The sequence below is a fragment of the Streptomyces sp. NPDC048142 genome, from assembly GCF_043202835.1.
In the GTDB taxonomy this organism is placed as follows: Bacteria; Actinomycetota; Actinomycetes; order Streptomycetales; family Streptomycetaceae; genus Streptomyces.
This window is the reverse complement of the sequence record NZ_JBIDBC010000005.1, coordinates 51,865-78,181: the sequence shown is the minus strand read 5'-3', so window position 1 is coordinate 78,181 and position 26,317 is coordinate 51,865. Positions and strand designations below refer to the sequence as shown.

The 26,317-nt window shown below is 72.3% G+C and carries 22 protein-coding genes and 1 riboswitch; of the genes, 14 read left to right on the top strand and 8 right to left on the bottom strand.

Translation table 11 applies throughout. From position 1 onward, the window contains the following. Positions 1-27 precede the first annotated feature (27 nt). Positions 28-1,722, top strand: coding sequence for a flavin monoamine oxidase family protein (locus ACGF2Y_RS09050; RefSeq protein WP_392944417.1), 1,695 nt, complete (start codon positions 28-30; stop codon positions 1,720-1,722). Between the two features lie 77 nt (positions 1,723-1,799). Here ACGF2Y_RS09050 and ACGF2Y_RS09045 read toward each other — a convergent pair whose 3' ends face one another. The 3 genes from ACGF2Y_RS09045 to ACGF2Y_RS09035 all read right to left on the bottom strand — a co-directional run bounded on the left by ACGF2Y_RS09045 (position 1,800) and on the right by ACGF2Y_RS09035 (position 5,705). Next, positions 1,800-2,510 (bottom strand): DUF5995 family protein, encoded by a 711-nt coding sequence (locus ACGF2Y_RS09045; protein WP_392944415.1) that lies wholly within the window; start codon positions 2,508-2,510, stop codon positions 1,800-1,802. 308 nt (positions 2,511-2,818) lie between these two features. After that, on the bottom strand, positions 2,819-4,213 hold the full coding sequence (locus ACGF2Y_RS09040; RefSeq protein WP_392944413.1) for a uracil-xanthine permease family protein: 1,395 nt from the start codon (positions 4,211-4,213) through the stop codon (positions 2,819-2,821). Between the two features lie 262 nt (positions 4,214-4,475). Further along, the gene (locus tag ACGF2Y_RS09035; protein ID WP_392944411.1) at positions 4,476-5,705 is read right to left on the bottom strand and encodes an MFS transporter; all 1,230 of its coding nucleotides are present in this window, start codon (positions 5,703-5,705) and stop codon (positions 4,476-4,478) included. 157 nt (positions 5,706-5,862) lie between these two features. Between ACGF2Y_RS09035 and ACGF2Y_RS09030 the strand changes: the two genes are divergently transcribed. Next, a complete protein-coding gene (locus tag ACGF2Y_RS09030) occupies positions 5,863-7,053 on the top strand; it encodes an ROK family protein (RefSeq protein ID WP_392944409.1) in 1,191 nt (396 codons plus the stop codon). Between the two features lie 52 nt (positions 7,054-7,105). On the opposite strand, the gene ACGF2Y_RS09025 is transcribed toward ACGF2Y_RS09030, so the two are convergent. Both ACGF2Y_RS09025 and ACGF2Y_RS09020 read right to left on the bottom strand, forming a co-directional pair. Continuing rightward, entirely contained in the window at positions 7,106-7,270 is a 165-nt protein-coding gene (locus ACGF2Y_RS09025) for a hypothetical protein (RefSeq protein ID WP_392944407.1), read from the bottom strand. Positions 7,271-7,491: 221 nt separating this feature from the next. Further along, on the bottom strand, positions 7,492-9,855 hold the full coding sequence (locus ACGF2Y_RS09020) for a chitinase C-terminal domain-containing protein (protein ID WP_392944405.1): 2,364 nt from the start codon (positions 9,853-9,855) through the stop codon (positions 7,492-7,494). Between the two features lie 276 nt (positions 9,856-10,131). Then, a riboswitch (FMN riboswitch) is annotated at positions 10,132-10,262 on the top strand. 172 nt (positions 10,263-10,434) lie between these two features. Here ACGF2Y_RS09020 and ribD point away from each other — a divergent pair. From ribD to ACGF2Y_RS08970, 10 genes are all read left to right on the top strand, one after another. Further along, positions 10,435-11,535, top strand: a complete 1,101-nt coding sequence (ribD, locus tag ACGF2Y_RS09015) for a bifunctional diaminohydroxyphosphoribosylaminopyrimidine deaminase/5-amino-6-(5-phosphoribosylamino)uracil reductase RibD (RefSeq protein ID WP_392944403.1) — start codon at positions 10,435-10,437, stop codon at positions 11,533-11,535. Next, positions 11,536-12,144, top strand: a complete 609-nt coding sequence (locus tag ACGF2Y_RS09010) for a riboflavin synthase (protein WP_392944401.1) — start codon at positions 11,536-11,538, stop codon at positions 12,142-12,144. Next, positions 12,141-12,785 carry a nicotinamide riboside transporter PnuC gene (locus ACGF2Y_RS09005; protein WP_392944399.1) on the top strand — a complete coding sequence of 215 codons (645 nt, stop codon included), beginning with the start codon at positions 12,141-12,143 and terminating at the stop codon, positions 12,783-12,785. Before ACGF2Y_RS09010 ends, ACGF2Y_RS09005 begins: the two co-directional genes overlap by 4 nt. Further along, positions 12,782-14,080: a bifunctional 3,4-dihydroxy-2-butanone-4-phosphate synthase/GTP cyclohydrolase II gene (locus ACGF2Y_RS09000; RefSeq protein ID WP_392944397.1), complete on the top strand. Its 1,299-nt coding sequence runs from the start codon at positions 12,782-12,784 to the stop codon at positions 14,078-14,080. The genes ACGF2Y_RS09005 and ACGF2Y_RS09000 overlap by 4 nt, the downstream gene beginning before the upstream one ends. Positions 14,081-14,114: 34 nt before the next feature. Then, positions 14,115-14,600 carry a 6,7-dimethyl-8-ribityllumazine synthase gene (gene ribH / locus ACGF2Y_RS08995; protein WP_392944395.1) on the top strand — a complete coding sequence of 162 codons (486 nt, stop codon included), beginning with the start codon at positions 14,115-14,117 and terminating at the stop codon, positions 14,598-14,600. Between the two features lie 35 nt (positions 14,601-14,635). Beyond that, positions 14,636-14,908: a phosphoribosyl-ATP diphosphatase gene (locus ACGF2Y_RS08990; protein ID WP_030584205.1), complete on the top strand. Its 273-nt coding sequence runs from the start codon at positions 14,636-14,638 to the stop codon at positions 14,906-14,908. Positions 14,909-14,972: 64 nt separating this feature from the next. Continuing rightward, positions 14,973-15,821, top strand: coding sequence for an ATP phosphoribosyltransferase (gene hisG, locus ACGF2Y_RS08985; RefSeq protein WP_392944393.1), 849 nt, complete (start codon positions 14,973-14,975; stop codon positions 15,819-15,821). A 37-nt stretch (positions 15,822-15,858) separates the two neighbouring features. Further along, positions 15,859-16,347 carry a PH domain-containing protein gene (locus ACGF2Y_RS08980; protein WP_392944391.1) on the top strand — a complete coding sequence of 163 codons (489 nt, stop codon included), beginning with the start codon at positions 15,859-15,861 and terminating at the stop codon, positions 16,345-16,347. Positions 16,348-16,541: 194 nt separating this feature from the next. Continuing rightward, positions 16,542-17,900 (top strand): hemolysin family protein, encoded by a 1,359-nt coding sequence (locus ACGF2Y_RS08975; protein ID WP_392944389.1) that lies wholly within the window; start codon positions 16,542-16,544, stop codon positions 17,898-17,900. Next, positions 17,897-19,039 (top strand): hemolysin family protein, encoded by a 1,143-nt coding sequence (locus ACGF2Y_RS08970; RefSeq protein WP_392944387.1) that lies wholly within the window; start codon positions 17,897-17,899, stop codon positions 19,037-19,039. The genes ACGF2Y_RS08975 and ACGF2Y_RS08970 overlap by 4 nt, the downstream gene beginning before the upstream one ends. Before the next feature lie 31 nt (positions 19,040-19,070). Here the strand turns inward: ACGF2Y_RS08970 and ACGF2Y_RS08965 are convergent, their stop codons facing one another. Beyond that, positions 19,071-20,966, bottom strand: coding sequence for an AAA family ATPase (locus ACGF2Y_RS08965; protein WP_392944385.1), 1,896 nt, complete (start codon positions 20,964-20,966; stop codon positions 19,071-19,073). A gap of 358 nt (positions 20,967-21,324) precedes the next feature. Further along, positions 21,325-21,954: a uridine kinase gene (locus tag ACGF2Y_RS08960; protein WP_392944383.1), complete on the bottom strand. Its 630-nt coding sequence runs from the start codon at positions 21,952-21,954 to the stop codon at positions 21,325-21,327. 230 nt (positions 21,955-22,184) lie between these two features. Here ACGF2Y_RS08960 and ACGF2Y_RS08955 point away from each other — a divergent pair, with 230 nt between their 5' ends. Beyond that, on the top strand, positions 22,185-23,561 hold the full coding sequence (locus tag ACGF2Y_RS08955; protein ID WP_392944381.1) for a peptidase C39 family protein: 1,377 nt from the start codon (positions 22,185-22,187) through the stop codon (positions 23,559-23,561). Between the two features lie 123 nt (positions 23,562-23,684). Here ACGF2Y_RS08955 and ACGF2Y_RS08950 read toward each other — a convergent pair whose 3' ends face one another. Continuing rightward, entirely contained in the window at positions 23,685-25,685 is a 2,001-nt protein-coding gene (locus ACGF2Y_RS08950) for a heavy metal translocating P-type ATPase (RefSeq protein WP_392944379.1), read from the bottom strand. A gap of 96 nt (positions 25,686-25,781) precedes the next feature. Here ACGF2Y_RS08950 and ACGF2Y_RS08945 point away from each other — a divergent pair, with 96 nt between their 5' ends. Next, the gene (locus tag ACGF2Y_RS08945; RefSeq protein ID WP_392944377.1) at positions 25,782-26,165 is read left to right on the top strand and encodes an ArsR/SmtB family transcription factor; all 384 of its coding nucleotides are present in this window, start codon (positions 25,782-25,784) and stop codon (positions 26,163-26,165) included. The last annotated feature ends 152 nt before the right edge of the window (positions 26,166-26,317 follow it).

The following is a 26,317-nucleotide window of genomic DNA, read 5'->3' as shown; positions in this document are numbered from 1 at the left end:
CCGTACCGCGCAAGGAGTCCGTACCCCATGACGTCCACGGTGCCCAACGCCGTCCAGCACACCGACGCGGCCGCCCCGCCGATCACGATGTTCGGGCCGGACTTCCCGTACGCGTACGACGACTTCCTCGCCCACCCGGCGGGCCTCGGGCAGATACCGGCGACCGAGCACGGCCAGGAGGTCGCCGTCATCGGCGGCGGTCTCTCCGGGATCATCGCCGCGTACGAGCTGATGAAGATGGGCCTCAAGCCCGTCGTCTACGAGGCCGACCAGATCGGCGGCCGACTGCGCACCGTCGGCTTCGACGGCTGCGACCCCTCGCTCACCGCCGAGATGGGCGCGATGCGCTTCCCGCCCTCCTCGACGGCGCTCCAGCACTACATCGACCTGGTGGGCCTTGAGACCCGGTCCTTCCCCAACCCGCTCTCCCCGGCCACGCCCTCGACCGTCGTGGACCTCAAGGGCGAGTCGCACTACGCCGAGACCATCGACGATCTGCCGCAGGTCTACCGCGACGTGGCCGAGGCCTGGAACGCCTGTCTGGAGGAGGGCGCCGACTTCTCCGACATGAACCGGGCGCTGCGCGAGCGCGACGTCCCGCGCATCCGGGAGATCTGGTCGCAGCTCGTCGAGCGGCTCGACAACCAGACCTTCTACGGCTTCCTCTGCGACTCCGAAGCCTTCAAGTCCTTCCGGCACCGCGAGATCTTCGGCCAGGTCGGCTTCGGCACCGGCGGCTGGGACACCGACTTCCCCAACTCCATCCTGGAGATCCTGCGCGTCGTCTACACCGAGGCCGACGACCACCACCGCGGCATCGTCGGCGGCAGCCAGCAGCTCCCGCTGCGCCTGTGGGACCGTGAGCCGCAGAAGATCGTCCACTGGCCGCTCGGCACCTCGCTGGCCTCCCTGCACGAGGGCGAGCCGCGCCCTGCCGTGACCCGGCTGACCCGTACCGCGGGCAACCGGATCACGGTCACCGACGCCACCGGAGACATCCGCACCTTCCGGGCCGCGGTCTTCACCGGCCAGTCCTGGCTACTGCTCTCCAAGATCGACTGCGATGACGCGCTCTTCCCGATCGACCACTGGACGGCGATGGAGCGCACCCACTACATGGAGTCGTCCAAGCTGTTCGTCCCGGTCGACCGGCCGTTCTGGCTGGACAAGGACGAGACCACCGGCCGCGACACCATGTCGATGACGCTCACCGACCGGATGACCCGGGGGACGTACCTCCTGGACGACGGGCCGGACAAGCCCGCCGTCATCTGCCTCTCCTACACGTGGTGCGACGACAGCCTGAAGTGGCTGCCGCTCTCCCCGAAGGAGCGCATGGAGGTCATGCTCAAGTCGCTCGGGGAGATCTACCCGAACGTCGACATCCGCAGCCACATCATCGGCAACCCGGTCACCGTCTCCTGGGAGAACGAGCCCTGGTTCATGGGCGCGTTCAAGGCGAACCTGCCCGGCCACTACCGCTACCAGCGGCGGCTGTTCACCCACTTCATGCAGGACCGGCTGCCCGCCGACAAGCGGGGTCTGTTCCTCGCGGGCGACGACATCTCCTGGACGGCAGGCTGGGCCGAGGGCGCCGTGCAGACCGCGCTGAACGCCGTGTGGGGCGTCATGCACCAGTTCGGCGGGGCGACCGACGCGACCAACCCCGGCCCCGGCGACGTCTTCGACGAGATCGCCCCGGTGGAACTCCCGGAGGACTGAGCGCAGTACGGAGCGGAGTGCTGGGCGGGGGACCGGCCCGGAGCGCCGAACGGCAGGACGACACACCGACGCGGGCGTCAGCGGCACGGCGTGAGCAGGAAGCGCGCCACCAGGCCCGCGCCCGCGTCGGTCCGCTGCGCGAACTCCTCGGCCAGCGAGGGGAATCCGCGCAGCCGCCAGAGCACCCGGGCCGCCGACCAGGCCGCCTCGCGGGCCCGCTCCAGACTCCAGGAACTCACCAGGTGGGTCAGCGGGTCCGCGATCTCCAGCAGATCGGGGCCCGGCATCAGATCGTCGTGGATCCGCTCCTCCAGCAACGCGAGGAGATCGCCCACGCGCTCGAACTCCCCTTCGAGGTCCGGGGGAGCGCAGCCGAGCGTACGGCAGGTGTCCACCACCGCCAGGACCAGGTCGTGCCCGATGTGCGCCTGCAGGCCGCCCAGCGCGAACTGCACCGGGCGCACGCCGGGATGGCGGCGGAACTGCAGCAGCGGGCGCCAGCACTCCGGCGGCCGGCCACCCGCCGTGGCCGTCTCCACGGCCGACAGATAGCGTTCCGCGCAGCGCACGCCCAGCAGGGCGGTGGCCTCCGGGTCGTCGAAGCCGCCCCTGCCGAGGTCCGGAGCCACCCTCTCGACCAGCTCCAGACAGGCGTCGTTGAAGACCGCCACCCCGTCCCCGGACGGCCACCGGGAACGCAGTTCCCGCATACGGTCGATCACGGGGGACTCGTACGTCGGCGGGGCGCCGGTGCCGGCCGGGACTGCGGACTGCTCGATCTGCGTCATGCGCGGAGCGTCCCAGCCATGGGCTCGCCACGGCGCCGACCGGCCGGAGTTTCATCGGAACGGACGAACAGCGGTGCCGGAAAAGGGGATGGAGCAGTGCCGGGCGTACGCGCCCAGCGCCGAGCGGGCGCCGGCGGGCGGACCCCGACGAAGCGGAGCGGAGAAGCCCGGATCGACGCGTACCCGCGGGTGAAGCCGCCGGGGGAGTCGGCCGGCGGCTCGGGCGCGGCGGGCTCCCTCACCCCGGAGCAGGGCACGCCCCGGCCACCGGCTGATCCGCCGGCGGCCGGGGCTCCTTCACAGCGGACTCAGGACTTCCCGGGCCCGGTGGCGTCCTCGTCGTACGCGGAGGTGCCGGAGTCCAGCAGCGGTTCCTGCGTCTTGAGGTGGGCCGGGGCGAAGGCCCGCAGCACGTGGTAGCCGGTGATCACGACGATCGTGCCGAGCGCGATGCCGCCCAGCTCGAAGTTGTCGGTGATCTTGAGGCTGACCCCGCCGACGCCGATGATGATGCCCGCCGCGGCCGGGACCAGGTTGAGCGGATTGCGCAGGTCCACCCGGCCGTTGAGCCAGATCTGCGCGCCGAGCAGGCCGATCATCCCGTACAGGATCACGGTGATCCCGCCGAGCACCCCGCCCGGGATCGCGGCGACGACCGCGCCGAACTTGGGGCACAGACCGAAGAGCAGCGCGAAGCAGGCCGCCGCCCAGTACGCCGCGGTGGAGTACACACGGGTCGCGGCCATCACGCCGATGTTCTCGGAGTACGTGGTGTTGGGCGGCCCGCCCACGGCGGTGGAGAGCATCGAGGCCGCGCCGTCCGCCGCGATGGCGGTGCCGAGCTTGTCGTCCAGCGAGTCCCCGGTCATCTCGCCCACGGCCTTCACATGCCCGGCGTTCTCCGCGACCAGCGCGATCACCACGGGCAGCGCCACCAGGATCGCCGACCACTCGAAGCTCGGCGCGTGGAAGGACGGCAGCCCGATCCAGTCCGCCGAGCCGACCGCCGACAGGTCCAGACGCCAGTGGTCGACGGCCTCCGCGCCGCCCGCCGGGGAGTGGATCTTGCCGAAGGCCAGGTCCAGGACCCAGGACAGCGCGTACCCGAAGACCAGCCCCAGGAAGATCGCGATCCGGGAGAGGAAACCGCGCAGGCACACCACGGCGAGGCCGGTGAACAGCATCACCGCCAGCGCCGTCCACTGGTCCTGCGGCCAGTACGTCGACGCGGTCACCGGCGCCAGGTTGAAGCCGATCAGCATCACGACCGCGCCCGTCACCACCGGCGGCATCGCCGCGTGGATGATCCGCGCGCCGAACCGCTGCACGGCGAGCCCCACGAGGAACAGGGCCACCGCGACCACGAACACCGCACCCGTGATGGTGGCGGCATCGCCGCCGCTCGCCCGGATGGTGGCCGCGACGCCGACGAAGGAGAGCGAGCAGCCCAGATAGCTCGGCACCCGGCCCTTGGTCGCCAGCAGGAAGATCGCGGTCGCGACGCCGGACATCATGATCGCGAGGTTCGGGTCGAGGCCCATCAGGACCGGCGCGACGAACGACGCCCCGAACATCGCCACCACATGCTGTGCGCCGAGTCCGAACGTACGGGGCCAGGAGAGCCGCTCGTCGGGGCGCACCACCGCCCCGGGCGCGGGTGTCTTCCCGTCGCCGTGCATGGTCCAGCGCACGCCGAGGCTCATGATTGCTCCCTGAAGGTCTGCTCGGTGTGCCGGCCGGTCTGCGACCCGGTATGCGGTGTTCACCTGCGGAAAAGTTCAGCGCCATGGTAGTGGTGCCGCGTACGGCGGCCGCGCGGAGGTCACCCGCCGCACGCCGCCGCACCGCGATCCCGGCGCCGTGCCGCTCGCGCGCACGCCGTCGCACCGCGTTCCCGGCGCCGTAAACGCGTTCCCGCAGCCGTACGCCCCCGCGGTACGCGGTTTCCCCGGGTGCCCGGCCGGGTCAGCTCCCGGCGGCGCTCTTCGCCGTCGCACCGTCGCCGGCCGCCGGGGCGGCGGCCTTCCGGTCGGCCGACCGCAGCACACCGGCGCCCAGCACCAGGCCGAAGGCCAGCGCCGTCACCACGCCGAACGACACCACCAGCGAGGTCGCCTCGGCCAGCGAGCCGATCGCGGAGGGGGCGATCAGACCGGAGGTGTACGTGATGGTGGCGACGCCCGCGATGGCCTGGCTCGGGTTCGGTCCGCTGCGCCCCGCCGCGGCGAAGGCCAGCGGGACCACGACCGCCACGCCGAGACCCAGCAGCCCGAAGCCGCACAGGGCGGCCGCCGGGGAGGACGAGAACACGACCAGCAGCCCGCCCGCGGTGGCCAGCAGTCCGCCGGTCCGCACCGTGCGGACCGCGCCGAACCGGTCGACGATCCGGTCCCCGGCGATCCGCGCCACCGCCATCGTCAGGGCGAACGCCGTGGTGGACGCCGCCGCGATGCCGTCGGAGCTGCCCAGAACGTCCCGCAGGTACACCGCGGACCAGTCCAGGCTCGCCCCCTCGGCGAACACCGCACAGAATCCGATCGCCCCGATGACCAGGGCCGACCTCGGCGGCAGCGTGAAACGAGGCGGCGGCTCCTCCTCCGGGCCGCTCTGGAGATCGAGCACGCCCCGGCAGGCGATCAGCCCCACCGCCGTGAGCACCAGAGCGGCGATGACGTGGTGGAGACGGGCGTCGGTCCCGGTGTGGGCGGCGACCGTGCCCGCCGCCGAACCGATCAGCGCCCCCACGCTCCACATGCCGTGCAGGCCCGACATGATCGACTTGTCGAGACGGTTCTCCACCTCGACGCCCAGCGCGTTCATCGCGACGTCGGACATCCCCGCCGTCGCCCCGTAGACGAACAGTGCCGCGCACAGAGTGACCAGGCTCGGCGCGAGGGCGGGCAGGACCAGTGCCAGCGTCCACAGCGCCAGGAGCCCCCGCAGGGCGGTCCGCGCCCCGAACCGGTGGCTGATCCGGCCGGCCGGCGGCATCGCGACCGACGCGCCGATCGCCGGGAAGGCCAGCGCCAGGCCGAGCTGGCCGGCGCTCACCCCGGCGTGATCCTGGATCCACGGCACCCGGGTCGCGAAGCTGCCGGTCACCGCCCCGTGCACGGTGAAGACCGCGGCGACGGCGATCCGCGCCCGCCTCACCTGTTCCGTGCTGCAGACCGTGACGGTCGAGTCGTTCGTCATGCCGTCGTGTCCCTCCCCTGGGAATTCTCGGATACCGACTGCCCCGACGCTCCCGTGCGACGGTGCGGGCGTAAACTATCAGGAACCATGCCTGATAAATAGCTGTTATCTCGCGGCCCCGGAGAACCACGGGGAGGCGATCTGGAAGGATCCCGGTATGCCCGCATCACCGAGCACGGCTCGGGCCATCAACGACCGGCTCGCGCTGCGGCTGCTCCAGCAGGACGGCCCGCTGACGGCCACCCAGCTCAAGACGCTGACCGGACTCTCCCGCCCCACCGTCGCCGACCTCGTCGAGCGGCTCCGGGGGGCCGGGCTGATCCGGGTGGTGGGCGAGTCCGGGGCCGTCCGCCGCGGACCCAACGCCAAGCTGTACGGGATCGTCGCCGACCGGGCCCACCTCGCGGCGCTCGACGTACGGCTGGGAAGTGTCGGCGTGGTCGTCACCGATCTGCTGGGCGCCACCCTCGCCGAGGGCTCCCTGCCCATCGACGGCGGCACCGGCACCGGGCCCGCCGTCGAGCAGGCCGCCGCCCTGCTGGAGCGCACCGCCCGCGCGGCCGGATCCGTACCGCTGCACAGCGTCGGCGTCGGCGCCCCCGGGCTGATCGACCCCGTCACCGGCGAACTGCGCGACAGCGCCGGCCTGCCCGCCTGGCACCGGGGCCTGGTCCGGGAACTTCAGCGGCGGCTTCCCGCCACCGTCCTGGTGGAGAACGAGACCAACCTCGCGGCCGTCGCGGAACACCGGGAGGGCGCCGCCCACGACCGGGAGACCTTCGTCCTGCTCTGGCTCGGCCAGGGCATCGGGGCCGCCGTGATGCTGGACGGCAAGCTGCGCCAGGGGGCGTCCGGCGGCGCGGGGGAGATCGGCTTCCTCCCCGTCCCCGGGGTGAGCGGGCTGCCCTCGGCGGTCAACTGCGACGGCGGCTTCCACTCGCTGGCCGGATCGGGCGCGCTGTGCGAACTCGCCGCCGGGCACGGACTCGTGGACCTGGGCGCCGTGACCGACGGCCGGGAGGAGGCTGCGGCCGTGGACGCGGTGCGGACCGCGCTGGCGGCGGGGGAGGCGGGCGCGCCCTTCCTGAAGGAGCTGGTGGACCGCCTCGCCATCGGCGCCGCCGCCGTGGCCTCGGTGCTCGACCCGGGCTGCGTCCTGCTCGCGGGGGCCGTCGGCCATGCGGGCGGGGACGCGCTCGCCGCCCGGGTCGAGGAGCGGCTGGCCGCGATGTCCCCCCTGCGCACCGAGGTCCGCGCCGGTTCGCTGGGCGACGGGGCCGTGCTGCGCGGCGCGCTGATCGCCGCCCGGGACGCGGCGCAGGACGCGCTGTTCGCCCCGGAGGGCTGACCGGGCCGCCGCGAGGATTCCGTTGACCCGCAGGCGGCCAGGTCGCGCGGGCTCAGGCCGGGTGGCGGTGGCGGCGGTCGGGGAACTCCTCGAACGTCACGGTTCCCACGGCGTGTTCGGGCGCAGGGTGGTCGCCGCGCCGGTAGCCCGCGTACGCCTTGCCCGCCGGCCGGACCGGTACCACCCGACGCCTGCGGCCCAGCGGCAGCCGGTCCACGCCGACGACCGAGAGGTGGAGAAGACGCGGCGTCCCGGCCCGCTTCGCCGCCTCGATGAGGGACCCCGCCGCCCGGTCGTCGCCAGGGTCCGGTACGCCGGAAAGCCCCTGGGGCCTGTCCCATGGACAGGCCCCAGGGGCTTTCCGGCGGCGAACGGGGGCGATCCGCTCACCGCCGGATGGCCGGAGGAAGGACCAGCCCCGGACGGCCGGAGGAAGGATCAGCAGGCGCCGAGGTCCTTCCAGACGCCCCACTCGCCGGTGGAGCCGGGCGTCTCGCCCTTCGTCCACCACGAGGCCTTCCACTCGTGGCCGTCGTGGCTGACGGTGGAGCCGCCGCCGTACTCCGTGGTCGCGTTCCAGGCCTCGGCCGAGCAACTGCCGCCCGGCTCCGTCGGAGTCGGGGTCGGGGTCGGGGTGGGGTCGGTCGGGTCCGGGGTCGGCGTCGGGTCGGTCCCGGTGCCGGGCTCGACCACGGTGGTGCCGCGGGCCAGGTCACCGGCGAGGGAGTAGGACTTCCCGTCGAAGGTCACGGTCCAGTTCGACGGGGTGGAGGTGGGCAGGTAGTAGACGAAGTCCAGCTCCACCGAGGCGCCGGGTGCGAGCGTCTGCCATGCCGGGAGCTTCAGCGAGACGCGGTTGTAGTCGCCCTTGAGGCCGCCGATGTTGTCGGCCGCCGTGTGGTCGCTGCGGATGATCGTCGTACCGAAGCCGGACTGGTCCTTGGCGTTGGACGGGGCGGAGGTGGAGTAGTCGAACTGGAACTCCGTGCCGCCGGGCAGCGTGGCCTGGGTCCGGTTGGTGATCTTCAGCTTGGGGCTGATCGGGTAGTTGGAGTCGCCCAGCGGGAACTGTCCGAAGGAGACGTCGATGTTCACGGCCTCGGCCGGCAGGTCGATCGTGGAACGCTTCGCTCCGTACGGGGCGGCCGACTTGAACGCGTCGTACATCGCGGTGGTCAGCGTGGAGCCGGTCTCGTACTGGCCCTTGGCGGCGTTCCACCGGTAGTCGCCCGCCAGCTCCCAGATCATCGTGCCGCCGATGCCCTTGTCCACGACGTAGTCGGCCTTGGCCTTCACCGACTGCTCGTCCTCGGTGGAGAGGAACACCTTCTTCTGGGCGTTCCACAGCCACGGGGCGACCAGCGTGGAGTCGTACTTGCGCGTGTACGTGCCGGTCAGCCGGGTGTCCGCGGGGAAGCCGTAGTCGGTGACGTAATCGCCGACGATGCCCTTCTCCAGGTTCTTCGCGTGCCACATCGGGTTGGAGCCGGCGGGCGATTCCTTGCCGTCGGTGTCCTTGTCGTGCCACAGGTTGTCGATGCCGACCGCGCCGTCACCGCACTTGGTCAGCCCCGCGCCCGCCGGGCAGTCGGTGGTGGCCGCCTTGCCCCACAGACCGTCGGTGCCGCCCTGGACGTTCTTGAAGCCGCGGGTGTAGTACGGCAGGCCGATGTTGATCCGGCCGGCCGGCATCGAGCCGCGGAAGTAGTGGTAGGCCCAGTCGGTGTTGAGGTAGCCGGTGCCGCCGTACTGCGAGGTGGAGTACACGCCCGCCTGCGCCAGTTCGGCGTCCTTGCCGTCGTCGAACAGGGAGGCGTTCGGGCCGACGTACTCGTTCCAGGCGCCGTGCAGGTCGTAGGACATGATGTTGACGTAGTCCAGGTACTTCTGCATCTGGTACGTCTCCATGCCCCGCAGCAGGTAGCCGGAGGAGGGGGCGGCGACGGTCAGCAGGTAGTGCTTGCCGTCGGCCGCGCCCGCGTGGTCGAGCTTCTCGCGCAGCGTCTTCATCAGGGCGTCGTAGCCCTTGACCAGCCCGGCGCGGCGGCCGTTGGACAGTGTGTGGTCCAGCGGGTTGCCCGCGTCCTTCATCGTGGTCGCGTACTCGTAGTCGATGTCGACGCCGTTGAAACCGTACTTCTTGATGAAGTCGACGGCCGAGTCGGCGAAGGTGTCGATGCCCGCCTGGTTGACCGACCCGTCGGCGTTGGTCGCCATCGAGTAGAAGCCGCCCGAGTCGACGCGCTCGCCGTCGGGGGCGAAGTAGCCGCCGGTCTCGGCCCAGCCGCCCACGGAGACCAGGGTCTTCACGTTCGGGTGCTGCTTCTTGTACTTCGTCAGCAGGTTGAAATGCCCCTTGTAGGGGAGCGCCGGGTCCATCTCCGCGCCTGCGACGCCGGGCCAGGTCATGCCGGTGGAGGCGTTGTCGGCGCTGTCGGGGCCGACCGAGAGCTTGTTGGACCCGTCGACGTGCGCGAAGGCGTAGTTGAGGTGGGTGACCTTGTCCCACGGGATGTCCGGGACGAGGTAGGCGTCCTTGCCGTCCTTGCCGGTACGCCAGTTGGTGAAGTATCCGATGACGCGGCGCTGGTGGTCGTCGCCCATCTTCTCGCGTCCGTCGGAGTCGTAGACGGTGCAGTAGGGGGTGTCGACACCGGGGGTCTGGTAGAGGCCGTCGGGGCGACAGGACTCGTGGTCGGTGGCGGCCGCCGACGGGGTGGCGGCAAGGGAGGTCATCAGCAGTCCGGCGACGGCGGCGCCGGCGGCGAGCAGGGTGGCTCTCGCTCGGGTGGGGGACAGCATGTGGTCGTTCCTCCTGGGGAGGTCGGCAGAACACAACTGGCAAAAGGGGTGGGTCGTGTCGGGTCCTGGCGTGCGCACACCGTGGGACCGAACCTTCGGAGGTGACGCAGAGATTAAGAGGACTAGACCAGTGCGTCAATAGGTCTGGACCTACAGCGGTCAACTTTTCTGTCGATTTCCCGCCGACGGGTATGCGCCATACGCCTGTGACCCAGCCCACAGCGCTCACCCGCATGGCCGTGAGACGTCCGTGGCAGACTGGTTCCGTACCAATAGCAGCGCACTCCGGGGTCGGTGCAATTCCGAACCGGCGGTTACAGTCCGCGACCCGTCCGCAGCCAGCGGCCGGTTGACCAGGTGAAATTCCTGGACCGACGGTGAAAGTCCGGATGGGAGGCAGTGCGCGGCGGGTTGTCATCGGTACGCCGCCGTCGGCGGACGCATGGCCGGGAATCTCCCGGGGCTCCGTGCGCTCCCGGCGTTCCCGTCCTCGGGTTTCGGCGTTTCCCCTGATGAGTCGCTCTATCTGTCGTCATCGACAGGCCCCGGAGTCCGTGCCCGAAGAGGCAGGAGGACCCGGTGGACACCGCAGCCGACATCACCGCCATGCGCCGAGCGATCACGCTCGCGGCGCGCGGTCTCGGCTCCACCAGCCCCAATCCGGTCGTCGGATGTGTGATCACCGACGCCGCCGGAGCCCCGGCAGGCGAAGGTTTCCACCAGCGCGCCGGAGGGCCGCACGCCGAGGTCCACGCCCTGCGCGCGGCCGGTGAGCGGGCCCGCGGCGGCACCGCCTACGTCACCCTCGAACCCTGCGACCACACCGGCCGCACCGGCCCCTGCGCCCAGGCCCTCCTGGCCGCCGGGATCAGCCGGGTCGTGTACGCGGTCGGCGACCCGGACCCGCGGGCCACCGGGGGCGGCGACACCCTCCGCCGCGCCGGGGTGCGGGTCGAGCAGGGCCTCCTCGCGGAGGAGGCCGAGGCGGGCAACGCCCCCTGGCTGACCTCGGTGCGCCAGGGGCGGCCGTACGTCCTGTGGAAGTACGCCGCCACCCTCGACGGCCGGATCGCCGCCGCCGACGCCACCAGCCGCTGGATCACCTCGCCCGAGGCCCGCGCCGACGTCCACCGGCTGCGCGCCGAGGCCGACGCCGTGCTCGTCGGCTCCGGCACCGCCCGCACTGACGATCCCCAGCTGGGCGTACGCGGCGTCGACGGCGCCACCCAGCCGCTGCGGGTCGTCCTCGACACCGACGCCACCGCCGTGAAGCCCGGCGCCCGGGTCCTGGACGACACCGCGCCCACCCTGGTCGCCGTCGCCGACGACGCCCCGGCCGGTCACCTCCCCGCAGCCGCCGTACTGCGGCTGCCCCGCGCCGCCGCCGGAGCCGGCCTGGACATCGGGGCCCTCCTCGCCGCGCTGCACACCCGCGGCGTCCGCTCCGTACTCCTCGAAGGCGGACCCACCCTCGCCGGCGCGTTCGTCGCCGCCGGCACGGTCGACAAGGTCGTCGGCTATCTCGCCCCGGTTCTGCTCGGCGCCGGCCCCGCCGCCCTCGCCGACGCCGGAATCACCACCATCTCCGATGCGCTGCGCCTCCATGTGACCGAGACCGTGCCGATCGGCCCCGATCTGCGTATCACCGCCGTCCCCGCCCCTGCTCGGAAGGGAAACTGAGTGTTCACCGGAATTGTCGAAGAACTGGGTGAGGTCACCGCCGTCGAGCGGCTGGCGGACGCCTCCCGCTTCCGGCTGCGCGGCCCCGTCGTCACCGAGGGCGCCAAGCACGGCGACTCCATCGCGGTGAACGGCGTCTGCCTCACCGTCGTGGACACCGGCGACGGCGAATTCACCGCCGATGTGATGGCCGAGACTCTTCTGCGCTCCAGCCTCGGCGCGCTCACCACCGGCTCCCGGGTCAACCTGGAACGCCCGATGGCGCTCGGCGGGCGGCTCGGCGGACACCTCGTCCAGGGCCACGTGGACGGCACCGGCACCATCGTCGAGCGCACCCCCTCCGAGCACTGGGAACTCGTCAAGGTCTCCCTGCCGCCCGAGCTGACCCGGTACGTCGTGGAGAAGGGCTCCATCACCGTCGACGGCGTGAGCCTCACCGTCGTCGACGCCGCGGCCGACCACTTCACCATCAGCCTCATCCCCACCACCCTCGCCCTGACCACACTCGGCCGCAAGCAGCCCGGCGACCCGGTCAACCTGGAGGTGGACGTCCTCGCCAAGTACGTCGAGCGGCTGCTCGGCGACCGGGCCGGGCAGGACCCGCGATGAACGCGGCCTCCTGGCTCAACTCCGAGGCGTTCACCGTGTTCGGCCAGCACATCAAGTGGTCGGACATGATCGGCAACCTCGTCGGCCTGATCGCCCTGGCCCTCGGCTGGCGGCGCTCCATCTGGACCTGGCCCGCCCAGCTCCTCTCCGGCGTGATCCTGCTCGTCGCCTTCGCCTCCGCGCACCTCTCCGGCAGCGCGGGCAAGCAACTGGTCGTCATCGTCGTCGCCCTGTGGGGCTGGTGGTCCTGGAACCGCGGCAGGCAGCAGGCCCAGGACGGGTCCATCGCCGTCCGCTTCGCCACCTGGCGCGAGCGCGGCGTGCTGATCGGCGCCGCCGCGCTGGGCACCCTCGCCGTCGGCGGCCTGTTCACCGCCTTCCCGTCGCTGTCCTGGGACCCGTGGCCGGACGCGTACATCTTCGTCGGCACCGTCGTCGCGATGTACGCCCAGGCCCGCGGCATGGTCGAGTTCTGGTTCGCCTGGCTGCTGGTCGACCTGGTCGGCGTCCCGCTGAACTTCGCCAACGGATTCGCCTTCTCCGGCTTCGTCTACGTCATTTACGGCGTCCTCGTCCTGTGGGGGATGCGCGACTGGTGGCTGCGTACGCGGACACCCGCTCTGGAAGGAGCCACGGCATGACTGCTCAGCCCACCTGGCTGCACCCCGGCCACGACCCGCTCGCCCAGGACCTCTCCCTGGACCCGGTCGAGCAGGCCGTCCGGGACATCGCCGCCGGCCGGCCCGTCGTCGTCGTGGACGACGAGGACCGCGAGAACGAGGGCGACCTCGTCATCGCCGCCGAGAAGGCCACCCCCGAAATCGTCGCCTTCATGATGAGCGAGTGCCGCGGCCTGATCTGCGCGCCCATGGAGAGCGACGAACTGGAACGCCTCGACCTCCCGCAGATGGTCGAGCACAACACCGAGTCGATGCGGACCGCCTTCACCGTCTCCGTCGACGCCTCCGCCGCCCACGGCGTCACCACCGGCATCTCCGCCGCCGACCGCGCCACCACCCTGCGGATGCTCGCGGGCGGCGTCGCGGGACCCGGCGACTTCGTCCGCCCCGGCCACGTCTTCCCGCTGCGCGCCCGCTCCGGCGGCGTCCTCGTCCGCAACGGTCACACCGAGGCCGCCGTCGACCTCGCCCGGCTCGCCGGACTCCGCCCCGCCGGGGCCATCGTCGAGATCGCGGGCGAGGACGGCGTGATGCTGCGGCTGCCCGAGCTGGTGCCCTTCGCCCGCAAGCACGGCCTGACGATCATCTCCATCGAGGACCTGATCGCCTACCGCCGCAGCAGCGAGCCGACCGTCCGCCGCGAGGCGGAGACCCGGCTGCCCACCGCGTTCGGCGACTTCACCGCGTACGGCTACCGCTCCAGCGTCGACGGCGTCGAGCACGTCGCCCTGGTCCACGGCGAGATCGGCGACGGCGAGGACATCCTCGTCCGGATCCACTCCGAGTGCCTGACCGGCGACATCTTCCAGTCCCAGCGCTGCGACTGCGGCCCCCAGCTGCACGCTTCCATGCGGCGCGTCACCGAAGCGGGCCGGGGCGTCGTCGTCTACCTCCGCGGTCACGAGGGGCGCGGCATCGGCCTGCTCTCCAAGCTGCGCGCGTACGAACTCCAGGAGCGCGGCGTGGACACCCTCGACGCCAACCTGGAGCTCGGCCTGCCCGCCGACGCCCGCGACTACGCGGCGGGCGCCCAGATCCTCACGGACCTCGGCGTGAGCAGCCTGCGGCTGATGACCAACAACCCCGACAAGACCGCGGCCGTCGTCCGCCACGGCATCGCCGTCACCGGCCGGGAACCCATGCCCGTCGAGGCAGGCGAGCACAATCTGCGCTACCTGCGCACCAAGCGCGACCGCATGGGCCACGACCTGCCCTGGCTGGACGGCGCCCCCGCGTCGACCTGCGCCAACCAGTAACCACCACTTCCACATCACCAGCTTCAGGAGAAACATGAGCGGCAAGGGTGCACCCGAACTGTCCGTACGCAACTGCGCCGACCTGCGGGTGGCCGTCATCGCGGCCCAGTGGCACGAGAAGGTCATGGACGGCCTCGTCGACGGCGCCCTGCGCGCCCTTCGCGAGCTGGGCATCGACGAGCCGACCCTGCTCCGCGTCCCCGGCAGCTTCGAGCTGCCCGTCGTCGCCAAGGTGCTCGCCGGACGCGGCTACGACGCGATCGTCGCCCTCGGCGTGGTCATCCGGGGCGGCACCCCCCACTTCGAGTACGTGTCCCAGGGCGTCACCCTCGGCCTCACCCAGGTCACCGTCGACACCGGTGTTCCCGTCGGATTCGGCGTACTGACCTGCGACACCGAGGAGCAGGCGCTGGACCGGGCCGGCCTCGAAGGGTCGGGCGAGGACAAGGGGCACGAAGCGGTCACCGCCGCCGTGGCCACCGCTGCCACGCTGCGGACCGTCAGCGAACCCTGGCGCTGAGTGCCCCGCGGCGACCCCGTATTCTGAGGACCATCATGGCCAATAAAACCTTCGAAGAGCTCTTCACCGAGCTCCAGCTCAAGGCCGCCGAAGGCGACCCCTCCACCTCGCGCACCGCCGAACTCGTGGGCAAGGGTGTGCATGCCATCGGCAAGAAGGTCGTCGAGGAGGCCGCCGAGGTCTGGATGGCCGCCGAGTACGAGGGCAAGGAAGCCGCCGCCGAGGAGATCTCCCAGCTGCTGTACCACGTCCAGGTGATGATGGTCGCCCGCGGGATCTCGCTCGACGACGTCTACGCCCATCTCTGAGCCCGTCCCGAGCACCGCACGCCCTGTCCCTCACTTCTCCCTCCGCACAAAGGAAGCTGACCTCATGCTGCGCATCGCCCTCCCCAACAAGGGTTCACTCTCCGGGCCTGCGATGGCGATGCTCCATGAGGCCGGCTACCAGCAGCGCAAGGAGTCCAAGGAACTGGTCCTGGTCGACCCTTCGAACGAGGTGGAGTTCTTCTACCTCCGCCCCCGCGACATCGCGATCTACGTCAGCTCCGGCAAGCTCGACATCGGCATCACCGGCCGCGATCTCCTCCAGGACTCGGGCGCCGACTCCGAGGAGATCCTCCAGCTCGGCTTCGCCCGCTCCACCTTCCGCTACGCCACCAAGCCCGGCACCGCGGCGGGCCCGCAGGACTTCGACGGCATGACGATCGCCACCTCCTACGAGGGCATCGTCGCCGCCCACCTCGCCGAGGCGGGCGTCAAGGCGTCCGTCGTCCACCTCGACGGCGCGGTCGAGACGGCCATCGAGCTGGGCGTCGCCCAGGTCATCGCCGACGTGGTGGAGACCGGCACCAGCCTGCGCAACGCCGGACTCGAAGTGATCGGCGAGCCGATCATGACCTCCGAGGCCGTCGTCATCCGGCGCAGCGGCGCCCCCGCCGACGACCCCAAGGTGCGGCAGTTCCTCCGCCGCCTCCAGGGCGTCCTGGTCGCCCGGTCCTACGTGATGATGGACTACGACTGCCGCGTCGAGCACCTGGAGCGCGCCGTCGCCCTCACCCCGGGCCTGGAGTCGCCGACCATCTCCCCGCTGCACCACGAGGGCTGGGTCGCCGTCCGCTCCATGGTCGCCGCCAAGGAGGCGCAGCGGATCATGGACGATCTGTACGAGCTCGGCGCCCGCGCCATCCTCACCACGGCCATCCACGCCTGCCGCCTCTGACGGCCCCGGCCGCCCGCACCCCCGAGAGAAGACCCCGATGTCCGCGCCCAGGCCCGAACTCCCCACCCTGCCGGTCACCTTCCGGCCCACCCTCACCCGGGTGGTCCTGCTGAGCACGGGCCTGGCGATGTTCCTCGTCATCACGGTCATCGCCCTGATGCTGGAGCGGCTCAACGCGGGGGAGCGGGCCAGCTTCGTCTTCGTCGCGGCGCTCTTCTTCGGCGTCCTGGCCCTGCTCAGCAGGCCCAGGGTCACCGCCGACGACACCGGGGTCACCGTCGTCAACCTCACCCGGACCCGCAGGCTGGCGTGGGAGGAGATCCTCCGCGTCAACCTGCGCTCCGGCGACCCCTGGGTCTTCCTCGACCTCAGCGACGGCACGAGCCTGCCCGCGCTCGGCATCCAGCCCGGCCTGGCCAAGCAGCAGGCCATCCGCGACGCCCGCGCCCTGCGCGACCTCGCCGAGTCGCACGGCGCCCGGAGCGACGACACCCCCGCGGGCAGCGACACCCCCGGCAACGGGTGAGCCCCCGCCCCGCGCGGGGCCTTCTTGTCTACTCTGGTGGGCGGCGGCGCCCCACGCGCCCCCGCCCCGCCCGTTCCACGGCCTCTCCCCGGGCCCGCGGGGCTTTTCCTGCGACCCAAGGAGTGACTCCCTCCAGCAATGGACGGATCGTCCGGTAATACCTGCGCCGCCCCTATTCCGGAGGCGGCGGCCTCATGACCACCCCTCTGCTGCTCCTCGGCGCGGCCTTTCTCCTCATCCTCGCCAACGGGTTCTTCGTGGCAGCCGAATTCGGGCTCGTCACCGTGGACCGGCCCGACGCCGAACGCGCCGCCGCCGAGGGCGACCGACGGGCCCGTACCGTCGTCGAAGCCCTGCGCGAACTCTCCTTCCAGCTCTCCGGCACCCAGCTCGGCATCACCATCACCTCCCTGGTGGTGGGCATGCTCGCCGAACCGGCCCTCGCCCAGCTGCTCGCCGGACCCCTCACCGCCACCGGACTCCCCGCAGGGGCCGTCCCGGGCGTCGCCGTCGTCGTCGGGATGCTGCTGGCCTCGGCCGTGCAGATGGTCGTCGGCGAACTCGTGCCCAAGAACTGGGCGGTCTCCCGGCCGCTCCAGGTGGCCCGCTTCGTCGCCGGGCCGCAAGCCCGCTTCGCCGCCCTCCTGCGACCGGTGATCACCCTCCTCAACGCCCTGGCCAACCGGCTGGTGCGGCTCCTGGGCGTCGAGCCCACCGACGAACTGGCCTCCGCCCGCACCCCGGGCGAACTGGTCTCCCTGGCCCGGCACTCCGCCGAGGCCGGAGCCCTGGAACAGGACACCGCCGACCTCTTCGTCCGGACCCTCTCGCTGGCCGGCCTCACCGCCCAGCACGTCATGACCCCCCGGGTGAAGGTCAGCGCCCTGCACTCCTCCGCGACCGCCGAGGACGTCCTCAACCTCACCCGCGCCACCGGCCTCTCCCGCTTCCCGGTCTACCGGGACCGCATCGACGAGGTCATCGGCATGGTCCACCTCAAGGACGCCCTCGCCGTCCCCGCCCCCGAGCGCCTGCGCACCCCGGCCGGACGGATCGCCGGCCCCCCGCTCCTGGTGCCGGAGACCCTGCCGGTGGAACTGCTGCTACGGAGGCTGCGCCACGAACAGCCCATAGCCGTGGTCGTCGACGAGTACGGCGGCACCGCCGGCGTCGTCACCCTGGAGGACATCATCGAGGAACTCGTCGGCGAGGTCCGCGACGAGCACGACGCCGAGGGCGCGGGCCACCCCGAACTGACCGCCGCCATCGGCGAGGACGGCCGCCCGGTGTGGGACGCCGAGGGCAGTTGCCGGGTCCACACCCTGCGCCGGAGCGGCCTGGACGTACCCGAGGGGCCCTACGAGACCGTCGCCGGGCTCGTCGCCGGACTGCTGGGCCGCATCCCCGCCCCCGGCGACCGGGCCGAACTCCCCGGCTGGCGGATCTCCGTCCGCCAGGTCGGCCACTACCGCGCCGAACGGGTCCGCTTCACCCGGGCGCCGGAACCGCTGCCGGACCCGGCCGCACGGGGTCTGCTGGAGGCCGCGCGATGAGCATGCTCCACCTTCTGCTCGCCGCCCTCCTCGTGCTGGCGAACGGCTTCTTCGTCGGCGCCGAGTTCGCCCTCGTCTCCGTCCGCCGCAGCCAGGTCGAACCGCTGGCCGCCCAGGGCTCCGGCCGGGCCCGCACGGTCCTGCACGGCCTGGAGAACCTGCCGCAGATGATGGCCGCCGCCCAGTTCGGCATCACCGTCTGCTCCCTCACCCTCGGAGCCGTCGCCGAGCCGGCCGTCGCCCACCTCCTGGAGCCGGTCTTCCACGCGGCGCACATCCCCGACGGGCTCGTCCACCCCCTCGGCTTCGCCCTCGCACTCCTGTCCGTGGTCGTCCTGCACCTGGTCATCGGCGAGATGGTCCCGAAGAACCTCGCGATGGCGGCGCCCGAGCGGACCGCACTGTGGCTGAGCCCCGGTCTGGTCGCCTTCGCCCGGCTCTGCCGCCCGGTCACCACCGCGCTGGGCGCCTGCGCCGGTCTGGTGCTGCGGCTGTTCGGCGTCGAGCCGAAGGACGAGGTGGAGGCCGTCTTCACCAGCGAGCAGCTCAACCGGCTCGTGGAGGACTCCGGACAGGCCGGGCTCCTCGGGCCGGGGGCGGCGACCCGCCTGGAGGACGCCCTCGGACTGGGCAGCAGGCCCGTCGCCGACGTCCTGCTGGAGCGGGCGTGGCTGGTCACGGTCGACCCGTCCGTGACCCCCCGCCGGATCGAGGAGCTGACGGTACGCACCGGCTTCTCCCGCTTCCCGGTCTGCGCGGACGGCGGCGGGCCCTTCCTGGGCTACCTGCACGTCAAGGACGTCCTGGAGCTGGAGGACGCCGACCGCGTGGTCCCGCGGCAGACCTGGCGCCCGATGGGGACCGTACCGGCCGGACTCCCGCTCGACGACGCCCTGACCGTGATGCGCCGCGCAGCGACGCACCTGGCGCAGGTCGCGGACGCCTCGGGCCGGATCCTCGGGCTGGTCGCCATGGAGGACGTGCTGGAGACGCTGGTGGGGGAGGTGCGCGACCCGGCCCACCGGACGGTTTCGGTGCCCCGCCGCACGGTGGACGTGCCGCGGACACCGGAACTCCCGACGTCCGGGGCCCTCGTGCGCCGATGCGACGCCGGGGCCTTGCCGGGAGCGCACGGCTGAGGCCGCGCCCGGGAGAAACCCGGGCGCGGTCTCACCCCGCGCCCGGCTCCTGCTTGCCCCGGCCCACCGGCCCGCGCCCCGACAGCACCTCGCCGTAGGCCTGCATCAGGTCCGCCAGCCGCAGCGTCGACAGGTCCTCCCGGGTCAGCTCGCCCGGACAGCCGGAGAGCCGCAGATCACGGTAGGCGCAGCTCTTCTCGTACAGCGTCCGCAGGAAACGGCCGTTGCCCAGCTCGTCGATCCAGCCCTGGTCCACCACATGGCCGCTGATGGAGCGCAGCTCGTCCACCGCCTCCTCGTCCCACTGGTCGTCGTTCTCGGCGGCCAGGACGCTCCCGATCGCGGTGAGTTCGAGCGGCCGGTAGCTGGGGAAGTCGACCCGGCTGGTGAAGCGGGAGGAAAGACCCGGATTGGTGGCGAGCAGCCGGTCCATGCCCTCCGGGTAGCCCGCGAGGATGACGACGAGATGGTCCCGGTTGTCCTCGGCCCGCTTGAGGAGCACCTGAAGCGCCTCGTCGCCGTACGCGTCGCCCTTGCTGTAACCGGAGTTGGCCAGGCTGTACGCCTCGTCGACGAACAGCACCCCGCCCAGCGCCGAGTCGATCAGCTCATTGGCCTTCACCGCCGTCTGTCCCAGGAACTCACCCACCAGATCGGACCGTTGGGCCTCGACCAGATGATCGCCGCCGAGCAGTCCGAGGGCGTAGAAGACCCGGCCCAGGATGCGCGCCACGGTGGTCTTGCCGGTGCCGGAGGGGCCGGAGAAGACGAAATGGCGCTTCGGCGGCTGGACGGGCAGGCCCTGCTCGGCCCGCAGCCGGGCCATGTTCAACTGCGCAGAGAGCGCCTTGACCTGCCGCTTGACCGGATCAAGCCCTACCATGCGCTCCAGCTGTGCCAGCGCCTCGGCCAGCAGGGCGGGATCGCTGGGCCCGGCCGGGAAGGGCAGCGGCCTGCGGGTCTTGGTGCGGCGTACGCCCTCGACGGGGGCGGGCGGGCCGGGGGCCGGGTCGTCGCCGAGCAGCGCCGCGTCGCCCAGCGGCCAGGACTCGCGCCCGTCCACCGGATCGGTGCCGAGCAGCGCGTCGCCCTCCGGCTGCGCCTTTGCCCCCGAGCCGAAGCCGGTCAGGGTCACGGCGGCCAGATCCGCCGACTCGTCGTACCCGTCGCCCTCCACGAGCGCGGCGAGCCGGGCGGAGGTGTCCATGAAGGCCGGGTCGACCCGGTGCACCGCCCGGTACAGCGGCAGGGCGGCCGCACTGCGTCCGGTGCCCTCGTGGGCCCGCGCCAGCCAGTAGCGCAGCTCCTTGCGCTGCGGCTGCTCGCTGCGACAGCGCATCAGCGCGGCCGACAGCAGCGGCTCCGCCTGCCCGAACATCTCCAGCCGCACCCGGGCCATCCCGCCGAACAGACCCGCCTCGATGCCCAGCATCGGATCGTCGACGAGCTGCTCGGTGCAGCGCACCAACTGCTCCCAGTCCTTGACCAGATACGAGCGGCAGGCGTGCAGGAACCGCACCTGCGGATCCGCGTCCACCGGCGGCAGCCCCGCCAACGCCCGGTCCAGCTCCGGCACATGGCGTCCGTCCAGCCAGTGCGAGGCGTGCGCCAGCAGCAGATCACGCTGACTCTCCAGCACCGGCTGCACCCACCAGCCCAGCCAGTACCAGGAGTTGAGCGTACGTCGATGACGTGCGCGCTGTTCGCCGAAGCGGTCGCGGTGCCGGTACATGCGTAACAGGGCCGTGGTGGTGTCGATGCGCAGCGCGTGGAGGCCGAGCCAGCCGTCCGCCATGCCGGGATCGAACCGCACCGCGGCTCTGAACTCCTCCTCGGCCTGCGGGTAGGCGCCCATCGTGTAGGCGTCCATGCCACGCAGCCAGGCGAGGTCGGCAGGGGCGCCGGCGCCCTGTGTGCCGATGTTCATCAGGTCCCCCACAAACCGTGCCCCCAGGATGTCCCGCCCGCACAGCATGCCCACCGGAGCGTGCTGAATCACGGCGCGGAGGAAGGGAATTGACCACACCGAGCTGCATCGTACCCGCGCACGGGGGAGGGGGTCGCTCGACGGCGGACCTCCGGGGGCGGTGACCGAGGGTGAGCGAATCGCTCTGTGTGGTCGCCGGGGCGGCGGGGGAGCACAGGGCGAAGCCCCCGATCACGGGGGAACAACCGGGGGCTTCGCGTCTGCGGGGGCTCCGAAAAGCCGCACAATGAGAACGTAAGACCAGTAAGGCCCCCCGGTCAAGCAGAGTTGGGGCACTTCCGGGCCGATTTCCGACTGCTCAGTATGGCGGGACCTTCTGGCTACCGTGCGTGACGGAACGGTTCACTCCCGCTGTCGCACGGGGCCCCGGCAGCCACGCGTACCCCTCGGGCAACTGGCGTACCAGCGTATCGGCGTAGGGCCGTGAAGGATCCTCGGCGAAATGCCGCCGCTCGGCGAGCGTCCACCCGTCCCAGAACCCGGTGAGCCCGGCGCCGTCCCGGTCCCGGCCCCGCTGCCAGGACGTCTCCCGGTCCAGCTCCATCCAGCACAGCGCCGCCAGCCACGGGCGCACCTCCCGGCGCCCCGCGCCGACCCCCTCCAGCAGCACCACCGGGGCCGGCTCCAGGATCCGCGCCGGGCCGAAGCGGCGCTCCGTCCAGTCGTACGGGGCATAGCGGGCGGCCTCGCCGCGCGAGAGCGGCAGGACCACCTGCTCCATCAGCCGCCCCGTCCAGCCGAACAGCTCCTCGTGCGTGGCGAGATCGTCCAGACGCAGGACCGGCGCACCGCCCAGCGCCGCCGCGAGGCGGGTGGCGAAGGTGCTCTTGCCCGAACCGGCGTGGCCGTCGACCGCGACGAGCCGGACCGGGCCGCAGGAAGGGGGCAGTGCGCGGAGGCCATCGGCGTGGCGGGCCAGGTCGTCCATGGCTCCAGGGTACGTTCCGCCCCGGAGCCGCCCCGGAGCCGCCCCGGAGCCGCCCCGGAGCCGCCCCGGAGCCGCCCCGGAGCCGCCGCAGGTCATGCCAGTGGTCCAGACCGAAACTGGTCCGTCGGCGGCTGCCGAACCGCTGGCCCGATCCGGCCCGGAACCGGGATAGTTGGCGCACCGAACGGCACCCGCAGACCATCATCCGCATCCGACCGGGGGTCACGACCATGACCAGTCCGACGTCACGCAGAACCGTTCTGGCCGCCGCGCTCGCCGCGGCGGCAGGCGCCGGCACGGTGGCCTCCGCCCCGTCCGCGTCCGCCGCCCCGCCCGCGGTCCCGTCCTCGCCGGCCGGCTCCTCCGCCGCACCGGAGGTTCTCGTGGACAACCGCTTCTGGCACACCTACACCGACTGGCGCTGCGGCACGGGCGACGGAACCCGGGTGCTCCCCGGCGCCCGCCCCGGCCTGGTGTTCGCCGCCCCGGCCGGCCGCACCGGCTACACCGACCCGCACACCGGCACAACGGCCGTCTGGGACTACGCCACCTGGACCTCCGCCGTCCACCGCTCCGCCGTCCCCGCCACCGAAGTGATCGCCTCCTGGAACGCCCGCACCCCGGCCGGCACCTGGATCCAGGTCGAGCTGAGCGGCACCTACGCGGACGGCACCGCCACCCCCTGGTTCGTGATGGGCCGCTGGGCGGCGGGCGACGGCGACATCCGCCGTACGTCCGTCGACGGCCAGGGCGACCCGCACAGCTCGGTGTGGACGGACACCTTCTCGGTGGACGACCCGGCGAGCGGCGTGCGCCTGGTCTCCTACCGGCTGCGGCTCACGCTGTACCGCACCCCGGGCAGCCGCCGCACCCCGACCGTCTGGCGGGTCGGCGCGATGGCCTCCGATGTGCCCGACCGCTTCACCGTGCCCGCGAGCACCCCCGTACTGGCCCGCGAACTGTCCGTGCCCCGCTATTCGCAGAACATCCACGTCGGGCAGTACCCCGAGTACGACAACGGCGGCGAGGCGTGGTGCAGCCCCACCTCCTCGCAGATGATCATCGAGCACTGGGGCCGCCGCCCCACCGCGGAGGACCTCGCCTGGGTCAAGCCCGGCCTGCCCGACCCCCAGGTCTGCCACGCCGCCCGCCACACCTACGACTACCAGTACGAGGGCTGCGGCAACTGGCCGTTCAACGCCGCCTACGCCGCCACGTACCGCGACATGAACGCCGTCGTCACCCGGCTCGGCTCGCTCACCGACGTGGAGCGGCTGATCGGCGCCGGGATCCCCGTCATCACCTCCCAGTCCTTCCTGGCGGAGGAACTGACCGGCGCCGGGTACGGGACGGCCGGCCATCTGATGACGGTCATCGGCTTCACCTCCGAGGGGGACGTCATCGCCAACGACCCCGCGTCCCCCGACAACGACGCGGTACGCCGGGTCTACCGGCGGCGCGAATGGGAGAACATCTGGCTGCGCACCAAGCGCTACGACGCGAACGGCAGGGTCAAGGGCGGCACGGGCGGGGTGTGCTACGTCTACTGGCCGGTCAGGCCGGCACCGGGCCAGCACTACGTACTGCGGTCGCTCGGCCTGCTGTGAGTGCCGGGCCGAACCCGGCGACGGTACGCGTCGCGGCTGTCGGCCGTCCCCGGACCCTGCGGAACGGGGGCGGCGGGCCGCGTCGCGGCGGTTACGGGAACGGGCCCCGGCCGGTCCGGCGGCTCACCCCTGGACCCGGGCGGCGCGGTTCCAGGCTCCGTCGCGCAGCAGCCGCAGGCCGTTGAGACCGACGATGACGGTGGAGCCCTCGTGGCCGAGGACGCCGAGCGGCAGGGGCAGGTGCCCGGCCAGGTCCCAGATGACCAGAACCGAGATGAACACGCCTGCGATCACCAGGTTCTGCACCACCAGGCGCCGGGCGGCCCGCGACAGGTTCACCGCTGTGGGGACGGCGGCGAGTTCGTCCCGGACGATGACGGCGTCGGCCGTTTCCAGGGCGAGGTCGGAGCCCGCCCGCCCCATGGCGATGCCGCTGTGGGCGGCGGCGAGTGCCGGGGCGTCGTTGACACCGTCGCCGATGACCAGCACCTTGCGGCCGGCGTGCGCCTGTTCCTGGACGGCGCTGACCTTGTCCCCGGGGAGCAGCGAGGCCCGGACGTCGCTGATGCCGACCTCTTCGGACACACGGGCGGCGGCCCGCGGGTTGTCGCCGGTCAGCAGCATCGGCGCACTGCCGGTCAGAGCGGTGAGGGCGGCGACCGTGGCGGCCGCGTCGGGGCGCAGCCGGTCGGCGAGGCCCAGGACACCGACGGGTTCGCCGTCGCGCTGGACGAGGACCGCGGTGCGGCCTTCGCTCTCCAGCGTCGCGGCGAGGGCCGCGGCCTCGACGGAGGCGGTCCCGGTCCCGGTCCCGGTCCCGGTCCCGTTCAGGAGACGGGCGGGAGCGCCGACCGCGACGGTGTGCCCCTCGACGGTGGCGGTGACGCCGACGCCGGGAGCGGAGGTGAAGTCCCGCACGCCCGGCACGGTCAGGCCGCGGGTGCGGGCGGCATCGACGACGGCACGGGCGAGCGGGTGCTCGCTGGGGTGCTCCGCCCCGGCCGCCAGCGCCAGCAGCGCGTCCTCGTCCAGGCCGGAGCCGGGCAGCGGCCGGATCTCGGTGACGCGCGGGGTGCCTTCGGTGAGGGTGCCGGTCTTGTCGAGGGCGACCACGTCCACCTGGCCCAGGCGTTCCATGGCGACGGCGGACTTGATCAGGACGCCGTGACGCCCGGCGTTGGCCATCGCCGACAGCAGGGGCGGCATCGTCGCGAGGACGACCGCGCAGGGCGAGGCGACGATCATGAAAGTCATCGCGCGCAGCAGTGAGCCGGTGAGGTCGGCGCCGAAGGCCAGGGGAACCAGGAAGACGGCCGGAGTCGCCACGACCATGCCGAGGCTGTACCGCTGCTCGATCTTCTCGATGAAGAGCTGGGTCGGCGCCTTGGTCCTGGAGGCTTCCTCGACCATGGCGACGATCCGGGCGATGACGGAGTCGGAGGCGTCGCGTTCGACCCTGACCCGCAGGGCGCCGGTGCCGTTGAGCGTGCCGGCGAACACCTCGTCCCCCGCCTCCTTCACCACGGGCAGCGGCTCGCCGGTGATGGTGGCCTGGTCGACGTCGCTCGCGCCCCCGGTCACCCGGCCATCGGCTCCGATCCGTTCGCCGGGGCGGACCAGAAGAGTGTCGCCGACCACCAGGTCCTCGGTGGCGACGGTCCGCTCGCTCCCGTCGTCGAGCACCAGGGTGGCCGTCGTGGGGGCCAGGTCGAGCAGGCCGCGGACCGCGTCCTGGGTCCGCGCGGTCGCCAGGGCCTCCAGGGCGCCGGAGGTGGCGAAGATGACGATCAGCAGGGCACCGTCCATCACCTGCCCGATCGACGCGGCGCCGATCGCGGCGACGATCATCAGCAGGTCCACGTCCAGGGTCTTCTCCCGCAGTGCCCGCAAGCCCGCCCAGGCCGGCTCCCAGCCGCCGGCGACATAGGCAAGGCCGTACAACGTGCCCCATGTCCACGCGGAGGCACCGGCGAGCTGGATCGGCAGCGCCATCAGGAACAGCGCGAGTGCGGTCGCCGCCCAGCGGGTCTCCGGCAGGGCGAACACGCGTGTACGGCGACGCGGAACCCCTGACGGAACGGCCGCAGCCGTCTGCTCGGGGTGCCGCGTGAGGAGGGAAGGCATGACGGAGTAACCCTTCAAGGGCGGGGGGACGGCAACGCGCCCACCGTACAGGAACATCTGAAGAGGTCTTCATGTGTCGTCGGTAGGATGGCAGGCATGGGTCACGGAGTCGACGGCAGGAGCAGCACCACCACGCGTGAACGGCTTGACGCGGCGGGGGCCTCCGACGTCGCCGCGACCCTTCAGGCCCTGGCCACCCCGTCCCGTCTGTACATCCTGGCCCGCCTCCAAGAGGGCCCGTGCTCGGTCGGCGACCTGGCGGAGGCCGTGAGCATGGAGGCGTCCGCCTGCTCGCACCAGCTGCGGCTGCTGCGCAACCTCGGACTGGTCAACGGCGAGCGTCACGGCCGTTCCATCGTCTACTCGCTCTACGACAACCACGTCGCCGAGCTGCTGGAGCAGGCCCTCTTCCATGTCGAGCATGTGCGGCTCGGCCTGCACGACCACTCCGGGATGCCACCGGCTCCGGTCCACGGATAGGCGTACCGCGGCGACCGCACCCGCACCGGCACTCCCGTACCCGCACTCCCGCAGCACCGGATTGAACGGCCGGGCCATCCGTGGTCGCCCCGGCCGGCGTAGTGCTGGTGGCCGGGGCGGGGCGAGCGGTGGAGGCTGCTGAAGCAGGCGCG

Coding starts and splice junctions, on each gene's coding strand:
- ACGF2Y_RS08975 (WP_392944389.1), top strand. CDS start 16,542: ATGACCACCCCTCTGCTGCTCCTCGGCGCGGCCTTTCTCCTCATCCTC.
- hisG (WP_392944393.1), top strand. CDS start 14,973: ATGCTGCGCATCGCCCTCCCCAACAAGGGTTCACTCTCCGGGCCTGCG.
- ACGF2Y_RS09050 (WP_392944417.1), top strand. CDS start 28: ATGACGTCCACGGTGCCCAACGCCGTCCAGCACACCGACGCGGCCGCC.
- ACGF2Y_RS08950 (WP_392944379.1), bottom strand. CDS start 25,685: ATGCCTTCCCTCCTCACGCGGCACCCCGAGCAGACGGCTGCGGCCGTT.
- ACGF2Y_RS08965 (WP_392944385.1), bottom strand. CDS start 20,966: ATGAACATCGGCACACAGGGCGCCGGCGCCCCTGCCGACCTCGCCTGG.
- ACGF2Y_RS08970 (WP_392944387.1), top strand. CDS start 17,897: ATGAGCATGCTCCACCTTCTGCTCGCCGCCCTCCTCGTGCTGGCGAAC.
- ACGF2Y_RS08980 (WP_392944391.1), top strand. CDS start 15,859: ATGTCCGCGCCCAGGCCCGAACTCCCCACCCTGCCGGTCACCTTCCGG.
- ACGF2Y_RS08990 (WP_030584205.1), top strand. CDS start 14,636: ATGGCCAATAAAACCTTCGAAGAGCTCTTCACCGAGCTCCAGCTCAAG.
- ACGF2Y_RS09045 (WP_392944415.1), bottom strand. CDS start 2,510: ATGACGCAGATCGAGCAGTCCGCAGTCCCGGCCGGCACCGGCGCCCCG.
- ACGF2Y_RS09020 (WP_392944405.1), bottom strand. CDS start 9,855: ATGCTGTCCCCCACCCGAGCGAGAGCCACCCTGCTCGCCGCCGGCGCC.
- ACGF2Y_RS09030 (WP_392944409.1), top strand. CDS start 5,863: ATGCCCGCATCACCGAGCACGGCTCGGGCCATCAACGACCGGCTCGCG.
- ACGF2Y_RS08955 (WP_392944381.1), top strand. CDS start 22,185: ATGACCAGTCCGACGTCACGCAGAACCGTTCTGGCCGCCGCGCTCGCC.
- ACGF2Y_RS09040 (WP_392944413.1), bottom strand. CDS start 4,213: ATGAGCCTCGGCGTGCGCTGGACCATGCACGGCGACGGGAAGACACCC.
- ACGF2Y_RS09000 (WP_392944397.1), top strand. CDS start 12,782: ATGACTGCTCAGCCCACCTGGCTGCACCCCGGCCACGACCCGCTCGCC.
- ACGF2Y_RS09035 (WP_392944411.1), bottom strand. CDS start 5,705: ATGACGAACGACTCGACCGTCACGGTCTGCAGCACGGAACAGGTGAGG.
- ACGF2Y_RS09005 (WP_392944399.1), top strand. CDS start 12,141: ATGAACGCGGCCTCCTGGCTCAACTCCGAGGCGTTCACCGTGTTCGGC.
- ribH (WP_392944395.1), top strand. CDS start 14,115: ATGAGCGGCAAGGGTGCACCCGAACTGTCCGTACGCAACTGCGCCGAC.
- ACGF2Y_RS08960 (WP_392944383.1), bottom strand. CDS start 21,954: ATGGACGACCTGGCCCGCCACGCCGATGGCCTCCGCGCACTGCCCCCT.
- ACGF2Y_RS08945 (WP_392944377.1), top strand. CDS start 25,782: ATGGGTCACGGAGTCGACGGCAGGAGCAGCACCACCACGCGTGAACGG.